The organism is Microbacterium terregens (assembly GCF_039534975.1).
GTDB classification, from domain to species: Bacteria; Actinomycetota; Actinomycetes; order Actinomycetales; family Microbacteriaceae; genus Microbacterium; species Microbacterium terregens.
Map to the genome: position 1 here is coordinate 1,933,958 of NZ_BAAAWH010000001.1, position 23,190 is coordinate 1,957,147.

A 23,190-nucleotide genomic window follows, 5' to 3' on the forward strand; every position below is an offset into this window, starting at 1 on the left:
TCACCGCTCAAGGCGCGCCGCCCGATCCGCCGCGTACTCCTGCAGGCTCTTGACGTCGTAGCCGGCTCGCACGGCGTCGAATGAGCTGACCGCAGCGCCGAGCACGGCCATCGTCGTGAAGAGCGCCTTGTCTGCCGCGACCGCGGCTGCGCGGATCTCGTATCCGTCCGCGCGCGCTGACCGGCCGCTCGGAGTGTTGACCACGATGTCGATCTTGCCGGCGTTGATCAGATCGACGACGTTGGTCTCGCCGGATTCCAATGTGGCGCTGAACTTGTTCACGACCTGCACGTCGATGCCGTTGCGCGCCAGGATCTCGGCGGTGCCTTCCGTGGCCACGAGCGTGAAGCCGAGCTCCTGAAGGCGGTGAGCCGGCAGGATGACGGCGCGCTTGTCGCTGTCGGCGACGGAGATGAACACCGTTCCCGTCAGCGGCATGCCGCCGTAGGCGGCCTCTTGGCTCTTGGCGAACGCGCGGGGGAAGTCGCGGTCGATGCCCATGACCTCTCCGGTCGAGCGCATCTCCGGACCGAGGACCGAATCGACGGTCTGGCCGTCCTTGGTCTGGAAGCGCTTGAAGGGCAGCACCGCTTCCTTCACCGAGACCGGCGAGTCCAGCGGAACGCGCGACCCGTCGATCTCGGGCAGCAGGCCCTCGGTCTTCAGCTCGGCGATGGTCGATCCGGTCATGATGCGCGCCGCGGCCTTGGCGAGGGGAATGCCCAGCGCCTTGGAGACGAACGGCACGGTGCGACTGGCCCGCGGGTTCGCCTCGATCACATAGAGGACTCCCGCGCTGATCGCGAACTGCACGTTGATGAGCCCCTGCACCCCGACGCCCTTCGCGATCGCGAGCGTCGCGATCCGGACGCGGTCGATCTCGGTGCGGCCGAGCGAGATCGGCGGCAGTGTGCAGCTGGAATCGCCTGAGTGGATGCCGGCCTCTTCGAGGTGCTCCATCACTCCCCCGATGTACAGCTCGGAGCCGTCGTAGAGCGCATCCACGTCGACCTCGATCGCGTCGTCCAGGAAGCGGTCCACCAGCAGCGGCATGCCGGGGCCGATGATCGCCTGGTCGGCGATGCGCACGAAGTAGTCGAGCACGCTCGGCGCGTCGTAGATGATCTCCATCCCCCGCCCGCCCAGGACGAAGCTCGGACGCACCAGCACCGGGTAGCCGATCTCCGCAGCGATCGCGACGGCGCCTTCCGCGTCGATCGCGGTCCCGTGACGCGGCGCGATGAGGCCGGCCTCATCCAGAAGCTGGGAGAACAGCTCGCGCTCCTCCGCCATGTCGATGGCGGCCGGGCTCGTGCCGAGGATGCGATAGCCGGCATCCTCGATGCCCTTCGCCAGGCCCAAGGGTGTCTGGCCTCCGAGCTGGCAGATCACGCCCAGGATCTCGCCGGACTGGACCTCGGCGTGCAGCACCTCGAGCACGTCCTCGAGGGTGAGCGGTTCGAAGTACAGGCGGTCGCTGGTGTCGTAGTCCGTCGAGACGGTCTCGGGGTTGCAGTTGACCATGACGGTCTCATACCCGGCCGCCGACAGCGCGAACGAGGCGTGCACGCACGAATAGTCGAACTCGACGCCCTGCCCGATGCGGTTGGGACCGGAGCCGATGATGACGACTTTGGTGCGCGCGGACGGGGCGACCTCGGTCTCGAAGTCGTAGCTGGAGTAGTGGTAGGGCGTGAGGGCGGGGAACTCCCCCGCGCAGGTGTCGACCGTCTTGTAGACCGGACGCAGACCGAGGGCGTGACGGATGCCGCGCACTGACGTCTCCGTGTCACCGCGCAGCTGCGCGATCTGCGCGTCGCTGAAGCCGTGCTCCTTGGCCAGGCGCAGGGTGTCCGCGTCCAACTCCGCCGCCGTGTGCACGGTCTCGGCGATCTCGTTGATCAGGACGATCTGGTCGAGGAACCACGGATCGATGCCGGTGGCGTTGAACAGCTGCTCGATCGTTGCGCCCTTGCGCAGCGCCTGCTGGACGACCACGATCCGGCCGTCGGTCGGCGTCCCGGAGACCTCGATGAGCTCGTCGACCGAGCGCGCCTCGCTCCCCCAGTGGAAGCTGGACCCGCGCTTCTCGAGCGAGCGCAGCGCCTTCTGCAGGGCGGTGGCATAGTTCCGTCCGATCGCCATCGCCTCGCCGACGGATTTCATCGTCGTCGTCAGGGTGGTGTCGGCGGCGGGGAACTTCTCGAAGTTGAACCGCGGCACCTTGACAACCACGTAATCCATCGTGGGCTCGAAGCTCGCCGGCGTGACCTTGGTGATGTCGTTGGGGATCTCATCGAGGCGATAGCCGATTGCGAGCTTCGCGGCGATCTTCGCGATCGGGAAGCCGGTCGCCTTCGACGCGAGCGCCGAGGAGCGCGAAACGCGCGGGTTCATCTCGATGACGATGACGCGACCGTCGGCGGGGTCCACGGCGAACTGGATGTTGCAGCCACCCGTGTCCACCCCGACCGCGCGGATGATGTCGATGCCGATGTCCCGCAGGTTCTGATACTCGCGGTCGGTGAGGGTGAGTGCGGGTGCCACCGTGATCGAATCGCCGGTGTGGACTCCGACCGGATCGACGTTCTCGATGGAGCAGACGACGACCGTGTTGTCGGCGGTGTCGCGCATGAGCTCGAGCTCGTACTCTTTCCATCCGAGGATCGACTCCTCGAGGAGGACCTCGCTCGTGGGCGAGTCGTGCAGGCCGGCGCCGGCCATGCGCCGCAGGTCCCGCTCGTCGTATGCGAACCCGGAGCCGAGACCTCCCATCGTGAAGCTCGGCCGCACGACGAGCGGGTAGCCCAGGTCGTCGGCGGCGGCGAGGACTTCTTCCATCGTGTGGGCGATGTGGCTGCGCGCCACCTCGGCACCGGCATCCAGGACGAGCTGCTTGAAGATCTGGCGGTCTTCGCCCTTGTTGATCGCCTCGAAGCTGGCTCCGATGAGCTCGATGTCGTACTTCTCGAGGATCCCGTGGTTGTGCAGATCGATCGCGGCATTCAGCGCGGTCTGGCCGCCCAGTGTCGGGAGGATCGCGTCGGGACGCTCTTTGGCGATGATCGTCTCGATCACCTGCCATGTGATGGGCTCGATGTAGGTCGCGTCAGCGAAATCCGGATCGGTCATGATCGTCGCCGGGTTGGAGTTGACCAGGATGACGCGCACGCCCTCCTCGCGGAGGACGCGGCACGCCTGCGTCCCCGAGTAGTCGAACTCGCACGCCTGTCCGATCACGATCGGGCCGGAGCCGATGACCAGGACGCTCTTGATATCGTCGCGCTTCGGCATCAGTTCTTGTCCTTCTGAGTGGAGACGACCATGTCGCGGAACCGGTCGAACAGGTAGTTGGCGTCGTGCGGTCCCGCCGCCGCTTCGGGGTGGTATTGCACGGAGAACGCCGGGATGTCCAGCGCCCGCAGACCCTCGACCACGTTGTCGTTGAGACCCACGTGGCTCACTTCGACCCGTCCGTAGCCGTTCGGGCTGTCGAACTCGCCCTCCCGCGGCGCCTCCACGGCGAAGCCGTGGTTGTGCGAGGTGATCTCCACGCGGCCGGTCGTCCGATCGAGCACCGGCTGGTTGATGCCGCGGTGACCGAACGGCAGCTTGTAGGTGCCCAGGCCCAGTGCGCGGCCGAGCAGCTGGTTGCCGAAGCAGATACCGAAGAACGGCAGACCGTCATCGAGCACGCTCCGCAGCACGTCCACGTGATCGTCCGAGGCCGCCGGGTCGCCGGGGCCGTTGGAGTAGAACACGGCGACCGGGTCGATCGCGCGGATGTCGTCGATCGTGACGTCCTGAGGAAGCACGTGGACGTCGAAGCCGCGCGCAGCGAGATTGTCGATGGTCGACTGCTTCACGCCGAGGTCGAGCACCGCGAGGTTGCCGATGCGTTCGACACCCGCGTAGAGAACTGCCGGCGTCACTTCGGCGCGGTCCACCGAGACCTCAGCGGACAGGTTCTGCCCGGTCATCTCGGGTGCGGCCTGGACGATCGCCAGCTGCTCGCCGGGGTCGAGGCTCGCAGCGTCGCCCGAGAAGATGCCGCCGCGCATGCTGCCGGCGGCGCGGATGTGCCGGGTGATCGCTCGGGTGTCGATGCCGCTGATGCCGACGACGCCATCGCCGACGAGCGCGTCGTCCAGCGATTCCTCGGCGCGCCAGTTCGACACGATGCGTGAGGGGTCGCGGACGATGTAGCCGGAGACCCAGATGCGGCGGGACTCGGCGTCTTCCGCGTTCATGCCGGTGTTCCCGATATGCGGGGCCGTCTGCAGCACGATCTGGCCGGCGTACGACGGGTCGGTGAGGGTCTCCTGGTACCCGGTCATCCCAGTGGCGAAGACCACCTCGCCCAACGACGTTCCGCGGGCGCCGTACGCACGTCCGACGTGACGGGTGCCGTCTTCGAGCACGAGGACGGCGGGGTCGGCAGGAGCGCCCACGGCGCGGGTGTCTAGGGGAACAGTCATTCGTTCGTTCCTGTCTGGGTTGAGAGTGCGGAGATTTCGTCGGCCACCACGCGGGCGGAGGCATCCTGGGGCCGGAAATAGGAGTCCACGACGGACTGACCGTCGAGTCGCCACGAGATGCGGACCAGCCCGTCGCGCTCCACGACGCGGTCGATCGCAACGGTCGCCTGGGCGACCTCGACGATCTGCGCGGTCGGAACGAACAGACGCGGTTGGCCGGTGAGGTCGATGGCCACGCCGGCGCTGGTGACGACCAGGTCGGCGCGAGAGCGGAAGCCCAGGCCACGGATGGCGAGGCGCTCCAGCGGCTCGCCATGGCGTGTGGTGGCGACGTAGAGGCTGTCGTGGCGGCTGAGGACAGCGGCATCCGCCGGAGCCTCCCCGACCGGGGCGCGCAGGCCGGAGTCGCGGCGGGTGCGCCGCCACCACGCCCAGGCCAGCACGCTGATCAGCACCACGGCGACCGCGATCATCACGGCCAGCGCCCCCTCGCGCGTCACGCGCGCACCCCCGGTGCGTCCAGGAGCGCGCCGTCGGCGACCGTGACGACGCCGCCGTACACCGTCCACCGCACTTCACCGGGCAGTTCGCGTCCGAGGTAGGGCGAGTTGCGACTGCGTCCGTGAAGATCCTCCTTCGAGAACGTGCGGGTCGGCGCCGGGTCGTAGAGCGTGAGGGATGCCGCTTCCCCGGTCGCCAGGGGCGTGCCGTGTCCGCGCAGGCGCCCGATGCGGGCGGGGGTCCGTGACATCACCCGCGCGACATCGGGCCAGGAGAGCATGCCGGTGTCGACCATGGCGAGCTGGACGACGCGCAGCGCGCTTTCCAGACCGACCATGCCGTTGGCCGCCGTCTGCCATTCGCAGGCCTTCGCTTCGGCCGGGTGCGGTGCGTGATCGGTGGCGACGATGTCGATCGTGCCGTCGGCCAGTCCGCGCCGGACGGCGCGCACGTCCTCCTCGCGCCGCAGCGGCGGGTTCACCTTGAAGGAGGCGTCGTAGTCGCGCGCGAGTTCGTCGGTGAGCAGCAGGTGATGCGGTGTGACCTCCGCGGTCACGTTCACGCCGCGCCGCTTCGCCCACCTGATGATGTCGACCGATCCCGCAGTGGACAGGTGGCACACGTGCAGGCGCGATCCGACGTGCTCGGCGAGCAGCACGTCGCGCGCGATGATGGACTCCTCCGCCACGGCGGGCCATCCGGCCAGGCCCAGCTCAGCTGAGACCGCGCCCTCGTTCATCTGGGCGCCTTCGGTCAGCCGTGGGTCCTGCGCGTGCTGGGCGATGACACCGTCGAAGGCCTTCACGTATTCCAGCGCGCGGCGCATGATCAGGGGATCCCAGACGCACGAGCCGTCGTCGCTGAAGACACGGACCTGGGCGCGGGAGTCGGCCATCGTGCCGAGTTCGGCGAGGCGTTCGCCCTGCTGCCCGACCGTGACCGCACCGATGGGCTGCACGGTCGCGAAGCCGGCCGCTTCGCCGAGGGCGAGCACCTGCTCGACGACTCCGGCGGTGTCCGCGACGGGTGATGTGTTCGGCATTGCGAAGACGGCCGTGTAACCGCCGGCTGCCGCAGCGCGGGACCCGGTGAGGACCGTCTCGGATGCCTCGTATCCCGGTTCGCGCAGATGCGTGTGCAGATCCACCAGGCCGGGAAGGGCCACCAGACCCTCGGCGTCGATCACGGTGGCGCCGGCGCGGCTGAGCGTTCCGCCGGACGCGGCGATGACCCCGTCCTGGACGAGAAGGTCGCCGGTGCCGCCACCTTCGAGTCGCGCGCCGCGGATGAGAAGGGTCTCTGTCCGAGGGTTGCGGTGCGAAGCGCTGTCGAGGGCGGTCATGATGCGTCCTCCCTCTCGTCATTCGCCGGTCCCCCGGCACGTTCTCCCGCCAACAGCAGGTAGAGCACCGCCATCCGCACGGACACGCCGTTCGTCACCTGATCGAGCACGGTCGACCGGGGGGAATCGGCGGCTTCGGCGGAGATCTCCAGGCCTCGATTCATCGGGCCCGGATGCATCACCATGCTACCCGGCGGAAGCACCTCCAGCCTGCGCGCGTCCAGACCCCAGCGGCGGGAATACTCCCGTTCAGTGGGGAAATACGCGGCATTCATCCGTTCCAGCTGGATCCGCAGCACCATGAGGGCGTCCGGTTCCGCCGCGACCGCGTCGTCCAGGTCGAAGATCACCCGCGCCGGCCAGGCCGACACGTCCTGGGGCACGAGCGTGGGCGGGGCCACCAGGGTGACCTCAGCGCCGAGCGTGTCCAGCAGCCAGACGTTCGAGCGGGCGACCCGGGAGTGGAGGATGTCGCCCACGATGGTGACCTTCACTCCGGACAGGTCCCGGCCCCGGCTGCCGCCGCCGCCGAAGCGCCGTTTGCGGATGGTGTAGGCATCCAGCAGCGCCTGGGTGGGGTGCTCGTGCGTGCCGTCACCGGCGTTGACGACGCCCGCGGTGATCCAGCCGCTGGTTGCCAGCGTCCGCGACGCGCCCGAAGCGCCGTGGCGGATGACGACGGCATCCGCACCCATGGCCTGGAGCGTCTGCGCGGTGTCCTGCAGCGACTCGCCCTTCGAGAGGCTGGAGCCCTTCGCGGAGAAGTTGATCACATCGGCACTGAGACGCTTCGCGGCCGCCTCGAAGGAGATGCGCGTGCGCGTGGAGTCCTCGAAGAAGAGGTTGACCACGGTCTTGCCGCGCAGTGTCGGAAGCTTCTTGACCTCGCGCTGCTGCGTGTCGGCCATGTCCTCGGCGACGTCGAGGATCTCCAGCGCGTCCGCACGCGAGAGCGTCTTGGTATCCAGGAGATGCCTCACGAGTCCGCTCCCTGGATCGTGACGAACTCCTCGCCGTCCACCTCGGCCAGCCGCACGTTGACGCGCTCGTCCGAGGAGCTCGGCAGGTTCTTCCCGACGAAGTCGGGTCGGATCGGCAGCTGACGGTGTCCGCGATCCACCAGGGTCGCAAGGCGGACCGCCGCCGGGCGCCCGATGTCCTGGATCGCGTCCAGTGCGGCACGGATGCTGCGGCCGGAGAAGAGCACATCGTCGACCAGGACGACGACGGCACCGTCGATTCCGCCCGCGGGAATCGACGTCGGCTGGGGGGCTCGGGTCGGATTGCGGTGCAGATCGTCCCGGTACATGGTCACATCGAGCGCGCCCACCGGCACGACGGTGCCGCTGAACTCGCTGATCAGTGTGGCGATGCGGTTCGCGAGGGCGACGCCGCGAGTAGGGATGCCGAGGATCACCAGCCCATGGGGTCCGCGGTTGGACTCGAGGATCTCGTGAGAGATCCGAGTCAGGGCCCGGGCGATGTCGGCCTCATGCAGCACGGTTCGCGTGCTCATCCGCCGCTCCCTTCTCCGCCTCACTGGACGGTGTTAAAGGTTGCTTCGATCGATCTTACCCGACGCGAATAGCGGGCCGCCGCGGCCCCGACCTGACATGACTCCGGCCGGCTCCCTCGGGAGCTGACCGGAGAATGCGCGCAGGTCACCGCTTCGTGTCGGGTCCCTTCAGCACACGCGATGCCACGACCAGAGCGGCCGCGATGAGGACGGCGTTCTTGAAGATGTATTGGCCCGTCAGCGTCGGTCCGGCCGCGCCGAACACCTCGGACGGCATCAGCACGATCGGCGAGAGGATGCCGACGTACGCCACGGCGAGGACGACGAGACCGGCGCGGGCGAAGACCCCGCCCGCGATGAGCAGTCCACCGGCGACGACCTCCAGAATCGCTGTCAGGACCATCGCCGTCGGCCCCGTGATCATGCCGAACGTGAGCCGTTCCCAGGTCGACTGGACCAGGGTCTCGAGCGGGCTCATGCCGGGCACGAACTTGAACGCGCCGAAGACGACGAAGACGCCTCCGAGGGCGATGCGCAGGACCGGGATGCTCCAGCGCTGCAGGAAGATCTTGATCGCGGCCTCGGCGTTCGCCTCGAACTGGACGAGGCGCCGGATCGGCGACGTGCGTGGCCCGGAGACGACGCCGACGGCGCCGTGGCGGACGGGAATGGTGGTCATGCGAGGCTCCTTGATCGGCCGGGATCCGCTCGTTGTGCGGTTCCTGGATCAAGAGGACGAACGACGCTCGGTGATACACGGCCGTGGTCGAGGCCCGGGCGATGCCTTACGCGACGGCGGGGCTGGTGGCCCCGGGCGAGAGCGCATCCTCGGCGCTGCGAGAGCGGATCGGGTGCCCCTGCGTGGTGAGGCACTTGCCGCTGGCGAGGTCCCATTTCCAGTCGTGCAGGCTGCACGTGAGCACGCCGTCCTCGATGTTTCCGGTCTTGGTGAGGTCCGCCCGCAGGTGGGGGCATCGCCGCTGCACGATCCAGTCGCCGAGCTGCGCATCCTCGGTCTGGTCGGTCTGCTCCGCGTACCAGTTCTCGACATACTCGATGCGGTCGCGGGACAGGCACTTCAGGAAGGTCGTGAGGAATTCGTTGAACTTGCCACTGCGACCGACGTGGAACTGCATCGACAGGAAGATGGAGTTCGACCAGTCGATCTCGTGGTCGCGGATGTTCGTCGAGACGAGGTCGGCCGGGATCGTGTACCAGTAGATGCAGTCCTCCCCCGCGTAGGCCCGCACCTTCGCCTTCGGGAAATCCACCACCATGTCGAGGTCGCCGATCCGGAATCGCACGTTGCCTCCGACGCCGTTGCGGATCGTCCGGCCGCGGCGCAGGAGCGGCTCCCACCAGTCCCGGATCGCCGCGAGCATCTCGTCCGGTGCCAGGACCGGGGCACGGGACGCCTCCTCCGCCGCGATCTCGTTCTGTCGTGAGTCGCGCTGCTCGGCGAGATAGTCCCACTTCTCGTCGAAGATGCGGTCGATCTCGGCATCCGTGTAGAGCGTCTGCGTCACCGAGATCTCACCGTCGTTCAGCTCGACGACGGTTCCCGGAACGAATTCGTAGCCCTTCTGCTCGGGGCGCAGCGCTGCCATATGCGCGAGGAACTGCCGCTGATCCGTGAAGATCGAGTCGTCGTCAAGTCCGAACCCGTTGTAGCGGAACAGATCCTCGCGCAGGAACATCGGCGGCCCGGCCATCGGGAAGACATGCTCGGCGTCGACCTTCTCGATGTAGTACATCGCGCGCTTGTTCTGCGCGTCGCGCTTCAGCCGCGCGAAGTTCTGCTTGGCGTCCTGGGGCAGGTCGTAGACCATCGGCCACCAGATGGCGCCCGAGACCTGCGTGAAGTACGCGTCGGGCTTTCTGAAGCGGAGCAGCGTGTCCAGGTCCAGCGGATGCGAGTCGTTCTGATTCAGGATGCCGGCAGTGCCGTCATCGACCGAGAGGCTCGAATCTCCGATCGGACCGTCGCTCGGCGCGCGCAGCGGCGTCACCATCACCTTCAGGTCACCGAACTCCAGCGGCACGCCGGCCTGCGTGTAGAGGATGTTCCTATACCCGAGACGGCGCAGATCCTGCTCGAGATCATCGGTGGGGTAGTCCGGCAGCAGGACTTTGATGTCCTTCGGAACGACGCGCTCCATGAGTGCCGGGTCGAAGTGATCGCGGTGGCGGTGCGAGATGTAGAGGAAGTCGGCCTTGCCGTACTTCTCCCAATCCAGCCCTCGGTTGTCGGGGAACGGGAACCACGATCCGAAGAACGTCGGACCGATCACCGGATCGCACAGGATGCTGCCGCCGCGGGTCTCGATGAACATGCCTGCGTGGCCGAGGCCCGTGATCCTCATGGCGCTCCCATATCCTCAGATGACGTCGTCTTGTGAACGCCCCGATTCTACGGTGCGGCCGTGCGGCGCTCCTGTCGACCGGCTGTGCGGCAGCCGGTCCTGTGCGCCGCGATCAGGAGGAACGGGCGATTCGAGCGAGGACTCCGTGCACGAAGGCTCCCGAATCGTCGGTCGAGAACTCCTTGGCCAGGTCGACCGCTTCGTCGATCGCAACGGCGGTGGGCACCTCGTCGTTGAAGAGGATCTCCCAGACGCCCATTCGCAGCAGAGCGCGGTCGACGGCGGGCATCCGCGCGAGCGACCAGTCCTTGGCGAAGGTGCTGATCTGCTCGTCGATCTCGTCGCGGTTGTCGATCACGCCGTCGACGATCTCGCGGGCGTAGAGCCACGAGGACTCGCGGGCCGGTTCGTTCGCGGCGCGCGTGGCCTCCGCGGCGAGTGTGACGGAGAGGTCGTCCCCGCGGACGTCGGACTGGAAGAGGATGTCGAGGGCACGCTTGCGCGCCTTGGTACGTGCGCTCATGAAGAGGGGCTCCGCCGCGCTAGTTGACGCGGCCGAGGTAGTCGCCCGTGCGGGTATCGACCTTGACCTTCGTGCCGGTCTCGAGGAACAGCGGCACCTGGATCTCATAGCCGGTCTCGACGGTGGCGGGCTTGGTGCCGGCCGACGAGCGGTCGCCCTGCAGACCCGGCTCGGTGTAGGTGATCTCCAGGACGACGGATGCCGGCAGCTCCACATAGAGCGGGTTGCCGTTGTTCAGCGCGATCTGGACCTGCTGGTTCTCCAGGAGGAAGTTCGCGGCGTCGCCGACGACCGTCGCCGGAACGGTGAGCTGGTCGTAGTCGGCGACGTCCATGAACACGAACGCTTCGCCGTCGTTGTACAGGTACGTGAAGTCGCGGCGGTCGACGTTCTCGATCTCGATCTTGGCGCCGGCGTTGTAAGTGCGGTCCACCGTCTTGCCCGAGACGACGTTCTTGAGCTTGGTGCGCACGAAGGCGCCGCCCTTTCCGGGCTTGACGTGCTGGAACTCGATGACGTTCCACAGCTGTCCGTCGATGCTGAGGACGACGCCGTTTCTGATGTCTGCGGTGGATGCCATGACGAAGTGATTCCGATCGTGAGGGAGCACGGGGCGCGAAGCGCCGATTCAGGTCGCCGCCCTTCGACAAGCTCAGGAACCGCGGCCGGTTGTTGCCGACGCTCGATTCTACGGGATGCAGCGGCGGCGGTTGGGTCTCAGCCGTCCGCCTGCCCGGTGAGAACGGCGATCAGGCGCGTGATTGCGGTCGCATATCCGTTGACACCCTCGCCGATCACGTGGACGACAGCGACATCCGTCACGTAGGAGTGATGCCGGAAGGGCTCCCGCTCGTAGACGTTGCTGATGTGCACTTCGGCAACCGGCAGCGCGACCGCGGACAGCGCATCGCGGAGCACGACGGAGGTGTGGGTCAGACCGCCCGGGTTGATGACGATTCCCGCGCAGTCCTGCCGGGCGGCGTGGATCGCATCTATCAGGACGCCCTCGTGATTGCTCTGCACCGCGCGGATCTCGAAGCCGGCTGCGGCGGCAGTGGCCGCCGCGAGGTCTTCGACGTCGGCGAGCGTCTGCGATCCGTAGACGTCCGGCTCCCGCGTGCCGAGCAGGTTCAGGTTCGGCCCGTTGACCAGGAGCAGGCGACGCGGCGCGTGCGCAGACATCAGCCGGCGATCTCTTGGTACGCGGCGAACAAGAGTGATTCGTCCGGCGCTCGCAGCACCGTCGGCCGCGCGATGTCATCGAGGACGATGAAGCGCAGCATCCCCGCGCGGCTCTTCTTGTCGCGCTGCATCGTGGCAAGCAGCTGCGGCCATGCCCCGGCGCGGTACGTCGTGGGCAGTCCCAGCAGCTCGAGGACGCCGCGGTGACGCTGGACCGCGGCATCCGGCAGTCGTCCGGCCAGCCGTGAGAGCTCGGCGGCGTACATCATGCCGACCGAGATCGCCGCCCCGTGACGCCAGCGGTAGCGCTCCGCGTGCTCGATGGCGTGACCCAGGGTGTGGCCGTAGTTGAGCACCTCGCGCAGACCGCCTTCGCGGAAGTCCTCCCCCACGACGTGGGCCTTCATGCCGATCGCCAGTTCGATGCATCGCCGGAAGGAGTCGCTGGTCGGATCCACCGCGGCGGCGCTGTCAGCTTCGATGATGTCCAGGATCTCGGGGTACCAGATCAGCCCCGCCTTGACGACCTCGGCGAACCCGGCCACCGCCTCGTTCGGAGAGAGGGTCTCCAGGGTGCTCAGGTCGCAGACGACCGCGCGCGGGGCCCAGAAGGCGCCGACGAGGTTCTTGCCCTCCGCCGTATTGATGCCGGTCTTTCCGCCGACCGCGGCGTCGACCATGCCCAGCACGGTGGTCGGCACCTGAACGACCTGCACGCCGCGCAGCCACGTGGCGGCCACGAAACCCGCCAGGTCGGTGACCGCGCCGCCGCCGAACCCCACCACGGCGTCCGTGCGGGTGAAGTCCGCCTTTCCCATGACCTGCCAGCAGAACGCGGCGACTTCGACCCGCTTGCCCTGCTCGGCGTCCGGAATCTCGGCCAGCAGCACCTCGCGGGTGCCGTCTGACATCAGTCGCTCGCGGAGCTCCGCGGCCGCGGAGCCCAGGGTCGGGGGGTGCACGACGAGCACCTTCCGCACGGCCGGGTCGAGCGCTGCGCCGACCAGGTCGAGGATGCCGCGCCCGATCGTGATGTCGTAGCCGGTCTCCCCGGGAACGGAGATGGTGGTGGTTTCGGTCATGCGTCCTCCTCGGCGGTCTGAGTCTGCTTCGCCCAGGACACGATGTCTGCGACGACGGCCGCCAGCGGGCCCGAGGAGGTGTCGAAGGTGACGTCGGCGGCCTCCTCGTACAGGCCGCGGCGTTCGGCGAAGATCCGCTGCCAGCGCGCGACCGGGTCGGCGTCGGCGAGCAGGGGGCGGTCGCCGCCGTGCAGACGGCCGGCGACGATGTGCGGCGAGACGGTCAGCAGCACGACGCGATGCGCGGCCAGATCCGCCCGGGTGGCGGCATCCAGGATGGCACCGCCGCCGAGGGCGACCACGCCGCCCCGTGCCAGCGCGTCCGCGACGGCCGTTCGCTCGATCTCGCGGAAGCGGGCCTCGCCGAAGCTCGCGAAGAGCTCGGGGATCGGACCGTGATCGCGCACGATCGCCTTGTCCGTGTCGGTGAAGGTCTGCCCCAGCGCGCGCGCCACGCGCCGGCCGACGCTCGTCTTGCCCGCACCCATGGGTCCGATCAGGACGATCGCGCTACCGGGCGAGGTCATGCTCGATGAGGGCGGGATCGCTCTCGCTGTGCGTCCGGAGCGTCTCGGGAATGGCGGCGAGGTACCCCTCGAGATTGCGGCGCGTCTCGACGACGCTGTCGCCGCCGAACTTCTCCAGCACCACTTCCGCCAGAACGAGTGCCACCATCGCCTCGGCAACGACCCCCGCGGCCGGGACCGCGCACACATCGGAACGCTGGTGATGGGCCGACGCCGTCTCGCCGGTTGCGACGTCGATGGTGCGCAGCGAGCGCGGCACCGTGGCGATCGGCTTCATGCCGGCACGGATGCGCAGGACGGTGCCCGTCGACATTCCCCCTTCGATGCCGCCGGCGCGGTCGCTGGAGCGGGTGATCCCCTGCTCGGTCGCGAACAGCTCGTCGTGCGCCGCCGATCCCCGGCGCGTGGTGGTGAGGAATCCGTCCCCGACCTCCACGCCCTTGATGGCCTGGATGCTCATGAGCGCCTGCGAGAGCTTGCCGTCCAGGCGGCGGTCCCAGTGCACGTGGGAGCCGAGCCCGGGCGGGACACCGTAGGCGAGCACCTCCACGATGCCGCCGAGCGTGTCGCCGTCCTTGCGGGCGTCGTCGACCTCTTCGACCATGAGGGCCGACGTGGCCGGGTCGAAGCAGCGCAGCGGATCGGCGTCGAGCGCGTCGACGTCGTCGGGCGTGGGCAGGGCCGCGTTCTCGGGGACGCGCACGGGACCGATGGAGAGGGTGTGGCTGACAAGCCGAATCCCGAGCTCGGCCAGGAATCCGCGTGCGATCGCGCCCAGCGCGACGCGTGCCGCGGTCTCTCGGGCGCTCGCGCGCTCGAGGATCGGACGGGCCTCGTCGAATCCGTACTTCTGCATGCCGACCAGATCCGCGTGGCCGGGGCGGGGGCGGGTCAATGGCGCCCCGCGTCCGCGGGACATGTCGGTCAGGTCGATCGGCTCAGGGCTCATCACCTCGACCCACTTGGGCCATTCGGTGTTGCCGATGCGCAGCGCGATGGGGCTTCCGAGGCTGGATCCGTGCCGGACGCCGCCGGAGATCGTCAGCTCGTCCTCCTCGAACTTCATCCGCGAGCCTCGGCCGTAGCCGAGCTTCCTGCGGGCGAGATCGGCCTGGATCGCGGTGCGCGACACGGGGACGCCCGCGGGCAGACCCTCCATGATGGCGACCAGTTCGGGGCCGTGGGATTCGCCGGCCGTGAGCACGCGGAGCATTCGTCTAGTCTCCCACGACCGCCGACTGCATTTCGGCGAGGACGAGGCTCTCGTTCTCGAGAGCCTCGTCGGTGCCTCCGGTGACGAAGACGCGGACCTGGAGAAGCGCCTGATGCAGCAGCATCCCGAGGCCGGACGTCGCCGGGCGATCCGCGCGTTCCCAGGCATCCGCCAATGCGGTGGGCCAGTGGCCGTACACCACATCGAGCAGAAGTCCGCCGCGCTGGGCGAGTGCATCGGCCGCGGCCGCGGGAACCGCCGCGTCTCCGGGCAGGGTCGCGATCGTGACGGGCGTCTCCGTGTGGGCGGGCGCGTCGAAGGGCACACCGATGACCTCGACGCCGATCGTCGCGCCCAGACCGGCGAGCGGTTCGATCGCGGCGCTGCGCCGAGCCACGACCTCGACGCGGTTTGCCCCGAGCTCGCTGAGAGCCACGAGTGCGGACATCGCCGTGGCACCGGCGCCGACGATGCGCGCCCGGTCCAGCCCGGGCACGCCCTCGCCCTCGAGGGCGCGCACGATCCCCCCCACGTCGGTGTTGAACCCGCGGGGGCCATCGCCGGCGAGCAACAGAGTGTTGACCGCTCCGGTCAGCTCCGCGCGCCGGTCCCGCCGGGCGGACGCCTGAAACGCGCGCCCCTTGAGCGGCATCGTCAGGGACAGGCCTCGCCAACGGTCCGAGAGTCCGGCCAGCTCACGAGGGAAGTCGGCGGCGGTCACGCGGCGTCGGTCGTAGGTCCAGTCCAGGCCCAGTGCCTGGTAGGCCGCCGCGTGCAGTTGGGGTGAGCGACTGTGCGCGACGGGATCGCCCCACACCTCCAGGCGCGTGGCTTCCGGCCTCAGCATCCTGCGTCGGGGTTCTCAGTGCACCACGCCTGCCATTGCGCGACCGCCTTGTTGTGGTCCGTCAGGTTCGACGTGAAGACCGTCTCACCGGTGTTGAGGTTGACCGTCACGAAGTAGAGCCAGTCGCCGTCGGCCGGATGCATCGCGGCATCGATGGCGACGTCGCCGGGGTTGGAGATCGGCCCGATCGGCAGACCGGGGTGCACATAGGTGTTCCACGGGTTGTCGTTGAACTGGGCGTCCTCGGATGTGCTGGCGGTGCCGTCCGCCTCGCCGAACCCGTACTGGGCTGTCGAATCCATCTCGAGCTTTCCGAACGTCTGCTGGTTGTCCGGTGAGAGGCGGTTCTGGATCACGCGGGAGACCTTGTAGAAGTCGGTCTCGAAGCGCGCCTCGCGCTGGATGATCGAGGCGATGGTCAGCACGCGCTGCCGGTCGTCGACAGCCACGGACGCGGCATCCAGGGACTGGACGGTCCGGTTCACCAGGGTCGTGACGACATCCGCCGCGGTGGCGCCGGGATCGAAGGTGTAGGTGGCCGGGAACAGCCATCCTTCGAGGCTGTCCGCCGGTACGCCGTAGTCCGCGGGGTTGGCCACCGCCGCCTGGAAGTCCTCGATCGGCAGCCCCGTGCCCTCGGCGAGGATCGGCAGCGATTGCTCCACGGTCAGTCCCTCGCGCAGCTGCGCGGTGTTCTCCAGCTTGTTGGCGGGATCCAGCAGCGCCTCGAGGGCGGCGGCCGAGGTCATCTGCTTCTGCAGCTTGAAGACGCCGGGGACGAAGGGAGGATTCTGGGCCGTGTCGATCAGGTAGTCGTAGAAGGCCCCGGGCGTCTTGGTGACGCCCGCATCGAACAGGCTCTGCGAGATCGGCCCGCCCGTGTCGCCGGACGAGATCGTCACGAACGTCTCGCCGTTGGCCAGGCCGGGTTCGAAGTCCTTCGGTTCCTCCCAGCCCATCACCTCACGGATCTGGGTTTCGTAGGTGTTCCAGACCCAGAGTCCGCCCGTGACGATGCCGCCGATCAGCAGCAGCACGACGCCGAGAGCGATCCATCCGCCGATGCGGCGTTTGCGCCTGTTCCTGGGCGGTGGCTCCTGCCCGAGGCTGTTGGTCGCCTGCTCCCCGGTGAACAGGTCCTCGAGCGTCGCGGTGGCCACAGCCCGCGGGGCCGCGGATTCGCCGGTGCGGCTGTATGACGGCGAGCCGGGTGTGGACCCCCCGACGACCGGCCAGTTGTGCGCGTCATCGACGGGCAGCACGGACGGGGCCGACAGCGGCGAGGCCGCCGGCACGGCGCGGGCGGGCGCGGCCGGTGGAGATGTCTCGGGAGTGGGCGCGGGGGTTGGGACGGAGACCTCGACGGGGCTCTTGCGGGCCGCGGCCTGCCGTGCGGCGGCCTCGCGCGCCTCGCGACGCGAGAGCGGACGCCCCCCGGTCGCGTTCCGGCCGCCGGTCGGGGTCACCGGCTCGGACGTGCCGCGCGGGGCGTCCTCGCCCGCGGCCCGCCGCTCACGCGGATCAGGGAGCTTGCCGAACAGATCCGCGAACGGATCATCGAAGGGCGACTTCGCATCGGGCATGTCAGGCGGGCTCCTGGGCCGGGGGAACGGGCGATCCGGCAGGCCGCCCGGTGCTCTTCTCGACATCGAGTGCTTGCTGGAGCAGAACAACCGCCGCGACCTGGTCAACAATGCTACGAGATGAACGCTGGGTTCTGCCCGAGTCTCGCAGTGCCGCGTGCGCGGACACCGTGCTGAGTCGTTCGTCCACCAGGCGGATGGGCAGCTCGGATGCCGCGGACAGCGCGGCCGCGAAGGAACGGGCGTCGGTCGTCGAGGCGGTGTCCTCGCCGCGCATGTTCAGTGGCAGCCCCACCAGGAGTTCGCTCGCCTCGTACTCCTCGGCCAGCGCGACGATCCGCCGGATCGAGTCGTCGTTGCGCGGCACCGTCTCCACCGGCGTCGCGAGCATCCCGTCCGGGTCGCAGCGCGCGACACCCACCCGCGCTCTGCCGACGTCGATTCCGAGGCGCACGCCCCGCCGGAAGCCGGTCACCGGGACCCGAGCGCGGCCTTGACGGCACTCAGTGCCGCCGGCAGGGACGTCGCATCGGTGCCGCCGCCCTGAGCGACGTCATCACGTCCGCCGCCGCCGCCGCCGAGAGTGGCCGCCGCGACCTTGGCCAGTGCCCCGGCACGTGCGCCGGCCGTGCGGGCCGCTTCGTTGGTGGCCACGATCACGACGGGCCGGCCGCCGACCTCGGCGCCGATCACGACGACACCGGGCTCGGAGCCGAGCCGGTCGCGCACGCCGAGGGCCAGGGAGCGCACGTCATCGGCCGAGGACGCTGCGCCGATCGTCTCGGCGACCACACGATGCGGACCCACCGTCTCGGCATTCGCAGCCAGAGCCGGGATGCGCTCGGTCAGCGCCCGGGCCTCGAAGGCGGCGATCCTCTTCTCCGCGGCCTTGAGGCTGGCGGTCAGCTCGGCGATCCGAGCCGGCAGCTGGTCGCGCGGAGTCTTCAGCGTCGAGGTGAGCTGCGACACGATCGCCCGTTCCGCGGCGAGGTCGCGGAACGCGTCCAGCCCGACCAGCGCCTCGACGCGACGGTTGGACGCTCCGACGGACGATTCGCCGACGAGGTTGACCAGGCCGATCTCTGCACTCGAGACGACATGCGTTCCCGCGCACAGCTCGCGCGACCAGGGGCCGCCGATATCCACCATGCGCACCGTGTCGCCGTACTTCTCGCCGAACAGCGCCATCGCGCCCAGGGACTTGGCCTCATCGAGAGACACGACCCGGGTGGTCACCTCGAGGTTGTCCCGCACGGCGTTGTTCGCGATCTCCTCGATCTCGGTGCGGGTCTCGGAAGACAGTGCCTGGCCCCAGGTGAAGTCGAGCCGCATGTACCCGGCGCGGTTGAGTGACCCGGCCTGCGTGGCGCTCTTGCCGAGCGTGTCGCGCAGGGCCGCATGCACGAGGTGGGTCGCCGAGTGCGCCTGACGCGCGGCGCGGCGGTTGACGGCATCCACGACGGACGTCGCCGGCTGGCCCACACCCACTTCGCCCGAGGTGACTTCGACGGTGTGGCTGATCAGGCCCGCCACCGGCTTCTGCACGTCGAGGACTTCGAGTTCGTACCCCGGACCGACGATGATGCCCTTGTCAGCGACCTGACCTCCGGACTCGGCGTACAGCGCGGTGTCGGCGAGGATGACCTCGGCGACCTCGCCGGTCCTGGCGCGGTCGACGGACACACCGTCCACGAGCACGCCGAGGATGGTGGACTCGGTCTCCAGATCCGTGTACCCGGTGAAGACGGTCTCGCCCTTGGCGCGGAATTCCCGGTAGACGCCGTGGTCGGCCAGCGCGCGCTTGCGCGATCGCGCATCCGCCTTGGCCCGGGTGCGCTGCTCGAGCATGAGCGTGTCGAATGCGGCGCGGTCGACCGTGAGCCCCGCCTCCTCGGCGATCTCGAGGGTGAGGTCGATGGGAAAGCCGTAGGTGTCGTGCAGAAGGAATGCCTCGGAACCCGCGATCGTGGTGCCGCCGGACTTCTTGGTCTCGGCCACCGAGAGGTCCAGGGTGGTGGTTCCCGCCGCGAGAGTGCGCAGGAACGTCTCCTCTTCGGCGATCGCGTACGCGGACAGCCGGGAGTACTCCGTACCCAGTTCGGGGTACGCGTCCTTCATCGCATCGCGGGATGCGGCGAACAGTTCGGGGAAGGTCGGTCCGTCCACTCCGAGCAGACGCATCGAGCGGATGCCGCGGCGCATCAGACGGCGGAGGATGTAGCCGCGCCCTTCGTTCGACGGTGTGACGCCGTCGGCCAGCAGCATGAGCGACGAGCGGACATGGTCGGCGATGATCCGCATCCGGACGTCATCCCCGTGGTCTGCGCCGTAGCGCCGCCCGCTCAGTTCGGATGCCAGATCGAGCACCGGTCGGACCTGGTCGGTCTCGTACATGTTCTGCACGCCCTGCTTGATGAACGCGATGCGCTCGAGCCCCATGCCGGTGTCGATGTTCTTCTGCGGCAGCTCGCCGACGATGCGGAAGTCGTACTTCGAGGTCACATCGTCGATCGCGTACTGCATGAAGACGAGGTTCCAGATCTCCACGTACCGGTCGTCGTCGGTCGCGGGGCCTCCGTCGATGCCGTACGCAGGACCCTGGTCGAAGAAGATCTCCGAGCACGGGCCGGCCGGGCCCGGAAGCCCGGTGCTCCAGTAGTTCGTGTCCTTGTCGAGGCGCTGGATGCGCTCCTCGGGCAGCCCGGCGATCGTGCGCCACAGCCGAGCGGCCTCATCGTCGTCCTTGTAGACGGTGACCCACAGGTCCTTCGGATCGAACCCCAGGCCGCCGTCGGCTTCCGAAGTGGTCAGCAGCTCCCACGCGTACGTGATCGCGCCTTCCTTGAAGTAGTCGCCGAAGGACCAGTTGCCGAGCATCTGGAAGAACGTGCCGTGGCGCGGAGTCTTGCCGACCTCTTCGATGTCGTTGGTGCGGATGCACTTCTGGATGTCGGCGGCGCGCCGGAACGGTGCCGGAACCACGCCGCTGAGGTACGGGATGAAGGGGACCATGCCCGCCACGGTGAAAAGCAGAGCCGGGTCATCGGTGACCAGCGACGCCGAAGGCACGATGGTGTGATCGCGCTTCTCGAAATAGCGGAGAAAACGGTCGGCGAGCTCTGCGGTCTTCATGAGAATCCTCGAACAAGGGCGGCGTCCCCTTCGGGGACACCGCCGGGCGGGTCGATCAGTCGGTGAGCTTCGATGCGGCGGACTCCGCCGCATCGACCGTGCCCGCTGCGGCATCGGCGGTGGCCGCGACCGCATCGGCGGCAGTGTCCTTCACGGTGTCCACGGCCTCCGCTGCTGATGCCTTCGCCGCGCCGTAGGCGTCGTTCGCGGCATCCTTCACCTCGTCGACGATTCCGGAGAAGCGTGCCTCCTGCTCGCGATAGGCGTCGCCGATCCGGTCGGTGAACTCGGTGATGCGAGCGTCCACATCGGCGAGGACCTCGTGGCCGCGGGGATCCTTGTTCATGAGATGCGCGGCGACGAAGCCGCCGATCACGCCGAACAGGAACCACAGCAGGCTTTTCATGTCACCACTTCCTCGTCCGCAGGGCGCGGCACTCCCCCATCGTAGGGGTGTCTCGACACGCTCGCAGGCGCTCGCACGACAACCGAGTGTACGCGCACGCGAAAGGGCGCCGGGTCTCCCCGGCGCCCTTCGGCATTGGCTATTGCACGCGTACTCGGTTGAAGAGCAGCGGCAGAGCCGCGTATCGAGACAGGCCCTATCGCGCGGCGTGTCTCGATACGCGGCTGCGCCGCTACTCGACAACCGCTACGTCGCGCTATCGCGCGGCGTAGTACTCCACCACGAGCTGGACGTCACCGGTGACCGGGACCTCAGCGCGCTTCGGGCGACGCAGCAGACGCGCGTGCAGCTTGTCGAGCTCGACCTCGAGGTAGCCCGGAACCGGGGGCAGCACCTCGGCGTGACCGCCGGCGGCAGCCACCTGGAAGGGCTCGGTGCCCTCGCTCTTGGGCTTGACGTGGATGAGCTGACCCGGCTTGACGCGGAACGACGGGCGGTCGACGAGCTGTCCGTCGACGAGGATGTGACGGTGCACGACGAGCTGGCGGGCCTGAGCGGTGGTGCGGGCGAACCCGGCACGCAGCACGAGGGCATCCAGACGCATCTCGAGAAGCTCGACCAGGTTCTCACCGGTCAGCCCCTGGGTCTTGCGCGCCTCGTTGAACGTGTTGCGCATCTGCTTCTCGCGGATGCCGTACTGCTCACGCAGACGCTGCTTCTCGCGCAGACGCACCGCGTAGTCGCTGTCCTGCTTGCGCTTGGTGCGGCCGTGCTCCCCGGGCGCGTACGGGCGCTTCTCGAGGTACTTGGCGGCCTTCGGCGTCAGCGGGATGCCGAGCGCGCGCGACAGGCGGACCTTGCGGCGGTCCTGGGACTTCGTGGGCACGGATGTGTCCTTCCAAAATGACATGGCCGCGTCTTTCGCGACTCATGGACGTATCTGCTGCCCTTCCCATCCGGGGCGCACGTCGGGGCGCACCGAAGGTGTGTTGGGGGTAGGAGATACCCGAAAACTGGGTTTCGAGCCGGTCCAGCTTAGCAGGTCCGGGTCCGGGGCCCTTCTCAGGAGCCGGAGCCGAGGATGCGACGGATCTTGTCGAGGCGCGCCTGGACTTCGCGTTCCTGGCCGTGGTTGGTGGGCTCGTAGTAGCGCCGTCCGACGAGTTCGTCGGGAAGGTACTGCTGAGCGACCACCCCGACGTCCGAGTCGTGCGGGTATCGGTAGCCCTTGCCGTGGCCGAGCCGCTTGGCGCCCGGGTAGTGCGCATCGCGCAGCGGCGGGGGGACGCGGCCGAACCCGCCCGCGCGGACGTCCGCGATCGCCTTGTCGATCGCCACGTACGCGGCGTTCGACTTCGCCGTGGTCGCCAGGTATGCGGTGGCCTCGGCCAGCGGGATGCGTCCCTCCGGCATCCCGATGAACTGCACGGCGTCCGCTGCGGCGACGGCGAGCGGCAGCGCCTGCGGGTCCGCGAGCCCGATGTCCTCTGCCGCCGCGATGATCAGCCGCCGTGCGATGAAGCGCGGGTCCTCGCCCGCCTCGATCATCCGCGCGAGGTAGTGCAGCGCGGCATCGACGTCCGATCCGCGAATGGACTTGATGAACGCGCTGATCACGTCGTAGTGCTCGTCGCCCTGCCGGTCGTAGCGCAGCAGAGCGCGGTCGACCGCGTTGGACACGTCGTCGGCCGAGATCTCCGGCGGCAGGGAGTTCTCCTCCTGCGCGTCGCCGCTCTCGTCGGCGTTCTCGTCGACCGGTTCGGCGAGGGATGCCGCGGCCTCGAGCGCCGTCAGCGCGCGGCGGGCATCGCCCGACGCGAGTCGCACGAGAGCGTCGCGGGCCTCCGGCAGAAGCGTCACGGCGCCGCCGAGACCGCGAGGGTCCGCGACCGCACGGTCCAGCAGCATCCCGAGATCATCGTCGGTCAGCGGCTGGAGCGTCAGCAGGAGCGATCTGGACAACAGCGGTGAGATGACCGAGAAGGATGGATTCTCAGTGGTCGCCGCGATGAGCACCACCCAGCCGTTCTCGACGCCGGGCAGCAGCGCGTCCTGCTGCGCCTTCGTGAAGCGGTGGATCTCGTCCAGGAACAGGATCGTCGACTGCCCGTAGAGGTCCCGCTGCGTGAGCGCCTCCTGCATGACCTCGCGCACGTCCCGGACGCCCGCGGTCACGGCGGAGAGCTCGACGAATCGCCTCCCGGACGATCGTGCGATCGCCTGGGCGAGGGTGGTCTTGCCCGTGCCGGGTGGTCCCCACAGGATCACAGATGACGCGGCTCCCGTCGACACGTCCGCCCGGGCGAGCAGGACGAGTGGAGAGCCGGGACGCAGGAGGTGCGACTGGCCCGCCACCTCGTCGAGAGAAGTCGGTCTCATACGCACCGCGAGCGGGGTCTGCCCCTGGAAGAGCGCGGTCGAGGTCACTGGTCAAGGGTAACGGGAGCAGCCGACGCGGGGGCGGCGGCTGGTTTGGCGGCGCTCTCACCCGCGCC

The 23,190-nt window shown here is 68.7% G+C and carries 21 protein-coding genes; all 21 read right to left on the reverse strand.

The window, feature by feature from the left end; all coding sequences use genetic code 11:
* Positions 1-3,294, reverse strand: a complete 3,294-nt coding sequence (carB, locus tag ABD655_RS08830; RefSeq protein WP_344713284.1) for a carbamoyl-phosphate synthase large subunit — start codon at positions 3,292-3,294, stop codon at positions 1-3.
* Entirely contained in the window at positions 3,294-4,478 is a 1,185-nt protein-coding gene (gene carA, locus ABD655_RS08835) for a glutamine-hydrolyzing carbamoyl-phosphate synthase small subunit (protein WP_344713286.1), read from the reverse strand. The genes carB and carA overlap by 1 nt, the downstream gene beginning before the upstream one ends.
* On the reverse strand, positions 4,475-4,978 hold the full coding sequence (locus ABD655_RS08840) for a PH-like domain-containing protein (protein WP_344713287.1): 504 nt from the start codon (positions 4,976-4,978) through the stop codon (positions 4,475-4,477). The genes carA and ABD655_RS08840 overlap by 4 nt, the downstream gene beginning before the upstream one ends.
* Entirely contained in the window at positions 4,975-6,321 is a 1,347-nt protein-coding gene (locus ABD655_RS08845) for a dihydroorotase (RefSeq protein WP_344713289.1), read from the reverse strand. The genes ABD655_RS08840 and ABD655_RS08845 overlap by 4 nt, the downstream gene beginning before the upstream one ends.
* Positions 6,318-7,301, reverse strand: a complete 984-nt coding sequence (locus tag ABD655_RS08850; protein WP_344713291.1) for an aspartate carbamoyltransferase catalytic subunit — start codon at positions 7,299-7,301, stop codon at positions 6,318-6,320. Before ABD655_RS08850 ends, ABD655_RS08845 begins: the two co-directional genes overlap by 4 nt.
* Complete coding sequence (pyrR, locus tag ABD655_RS08855) at positions 7,298-7,837, reverse strand: bifunctional pyr operon transcriptional regulator/uracil phosphoribosyltransferase PyrR (protein ID WP_344713293.1); 540 nt, start codon at positions 7,835-7,837, stop codon at positions 7,298-7,300. Before pyrR ends, ABD655_RS08850 begins: the two co-directional genes overlap by 4 nt.
* 145 nt (positions 7,838-7,982) lie before the next feature.
* Positions 7,983-8,516 carry a DoxX family protein gene (locus ABD655_RS08860; protein ID WP_344713294.1) on the reverse strand — a complete coding sequence of 178 codons (534 nt, stop codon included), beginning with the start codon at positions 8,514-8,516 and terminating at the stop codon, positions 7,983-7,985.
* Between the two features lie 106 nt (positions 8,517-8,622).
* The gene (locus ABD655_RS08865) at positions 8,623-10,200 is read right to left on the reverse strand and encodes a Rieske 2Fe-2S domain-containing protein (protein WP_344713296.1); all 1,578 of its coding nucleotides are present in this window, start codon (positions 10,198-10,200) and stop codon (positions 8,623-8,625) included.
* A gap of 112 nt (positions 10,201-10,312) precedes the next feature.
* Positions 10,313-10,723, reverse strand: coding sequence for a transcription antitermination factor NusB (nusB, locus tag ABD655_RS08870; RefSeq protein WP_344713297.1), 411 nt, complete (start codon positions 10,721-10,723; stop codon positions 10,313-10,315).
* 19 nt (positions 10,724-10,742) lie between these two features.
* Positions 10,743-11,303: an elongation factor P gene (gene efp, locus ABD655_RS08875; protein WP_344713299.1), complete on the reverse strand. Its 561-nt coding sequence runs from the start codon at positions 11,301-11,303 to the stop codon at positions 10,743-10,745.
* A 137-nt stretch (positions 11,304-11,440) separates the two neighbouring features.
* On the reverse strand, positions 11,441-11,905 hold the full coding sequence (aroQ, locus tag ABD655_RS08880; RefSeq protein ID WP_344713301.1) for a type II 3-dehydroquinate dehydratase: 465 nt from the start codon (positions 11,903-11,905) through the stop codon (positions 11,441-11,443).
* Positions 11,905-12,987, reverse strand: coding sequence for a 3-dehydroquinate synthase (aroB, locus tag ABD655_RS08885; protein WP_344713303.1), 1,083 nt, complete (start codon positions 12,985-12,987; stop codon positions 11,905-11,907). Before aroB ends, aroQ begins: the two co-directional genes overlap by 1 nt.
* The gene (locus ABD655_RS08890) at positions 12,984-13,514 is read right to left on the reverse strand and encodes a shikimate kinase (RefSeq protein WP_344713305.1); all 531 of its coding nucleotides are present in this window, start codon (positions 13,512-13,514) and stop codon (positions 12,984-12,986) included. Before ABD655_RS08890 ends, aroB begins: the two co-directional genes overlap by 4 nt.
* Positions 13,498-14,727, reverse strand: coding sequence for a chorismate synthase (aroC, locus tag ABD655_RS08895; protein ID WP_344713307.1), 1,230 nt, complete (start codon positions 14,725-14,727; stop codon positions 13,498-13,500). The genes ABD655_RS08890 and aroC overlap by 17 nt, the downstream gene beginning before the upstream one ends.
* A 4-nt stretch (positions 14,728-14,731) precedes the next feature.
* Complete coding sequence (locus tag ABD655_RS08900) at positions 14,732-15,574, reverse strand: shikimate dehydrogenase (protein WP_344713309.1); 843 nt, start codon at positions 15,572-15,574, stop codon at positions 14,732-14,734.
* On the reverse strand, positions 15,568-17,157 hold the full coding sequence (mltG, locus tag ABD655_RS08905; protein ID WP_344713310.1) for an endolytic transglycosylase MltG: 1,590 nt from the start codon (positions 17,155-17,157) through the stop codon (positions 15,568-15,570). The genes ABD655_RS08900 and mltG overlap by 7 nt, the downstream gene beginning before the upstream one ends.
* Position 17,158: 1 nt before the next feature.
* A complete protein-coding gene (ruvX, locus tag ABD655_RS08910; protein WP_344713312.1) occupies positions 17,159-17,632 on the reverse strand; it encodes a Holliday junction resolvase RuvX in 474 nt (157 codons plus the stop codon).
* Positions 17,629-20,289, reverse strand: coding sequence for an alanine--tRNA ligase (gene alaS, locus ABD655_RS08915; RefSeq protein WP_344713314.1), 2,661 nt, complete (start codon positions 20,287-20,289; stop codon positions 17,629-17,631). Before alaS ends, ruvX begins: the two co-directional genes overlap by 4 nt.
* Before the next feature lie 55 nt (positions 20,290-20,344).
* Positions 20,345-20,695, reverse strand: coding sequence for an ATPase (locus ABD655_RS08920; protein ID WP_344713316.1), 351 nt, complete (start codon positions 20,693-20,695; stop codon positions 20,345-20,347).
* A gap of 256 nt (positions 20,696-20,951) precedes the next feature.
* Positions 20,952-21,581 (reverse strand): 30S ribosomal protein S4, encoded by a 630-nt coding sequence (gene rpsD / locus ABD655_RS08925; protein WP_344713317.1) that lies wholly within the window; start codon positions 21,579-21,581, stop codon positions 20,952-20,954.
* A gap of 176 nt (positions 21,582-21,757) precedes the next feature.
* Positions 21,758-23,074 carry a replication-associated recombination protein A gene (locus ABD655_RS08930; RefSeq protein ID WP_344715770.1) on the reverse strand — a complete coding sequence of 439 codons (1,317 nt, stop codon included), beginning with the start codon at positions 23,072-23,074 and terminating at the stop codon, positions 21,758-21,760.
* Between the last annotated feature and the right edge of the window lie 116 nt (positions 23,075-23,190).